Annotated in this window: 1 pseudogene; it reads left to right on the forward strand. The window is 65.6% G+C overall.

What is annotated here, in order from left to right:
- A pseudogene (locus MOV74_RS41110) lies at nucleotides 1-100 on the forward strand (NUDIX hydrolase); the annotation flags it as partial.
- Nucleotides 101-526 lie beyond the last annotated feature (426 nt).

Below are 526 nucleotides of genomic sequence, written 5' to 3' on the forward strand. Positions count from 1 at the left end.
GGCCTTGCGGACGCTGACACCGGCCGAAGCCGCCTCGGTCGACGAGCTGCGGCACGGTCTGCTGCAGAAGGTGAAGGCCTGGCTGCGCGGCGAGGCGTGAGCGCGCCGCATGCTGGTCAAGGACAGCATCTGCCAGTTGGTGCGTTGGGTGTAATGCCCGCTCCTTCCAAGTCGTCATTGCGAGCGTAGCGAAGCAATCCAGAATCTTCCCGCGGAGGGACTCTGGATTGCTTCGCTGCGCTCGCAATGACGGAGGAAGCAGCGGGGTGAGGCCTATCCCTCCGCGCGTCGAAAACTTGTAGGGTGGGCAAAGGCGCGCTCGCGCCGTGCCCACGTCTGCTAACAAGTATCCAAGCCGTGGGCACGCTGCGCTTTGCCCACCCTACGATACTGGATTTGCTTCGTTGCGCTCGCAACGACGGAGAAGAGAGGGGCGTTCCTTTGGCATCATACCGCCGCGTCGAGGGTCATCGCCGCTCCTTGTCCCTCGGGGCGGGCGGCGGCTTGCGCGGCGCGGCAGGGCGCT

Source organism: Bradyrhizobium sp. SHOUNA76 (assembly GCF_023006445.1).
In the GTDB taxonomy this organism is placed as follows: Bacteria; Pseudomonadota; Alphaproteobacteria; order Rhizobiales; family Xanthobacteraceae; genus Bradyrhizobium.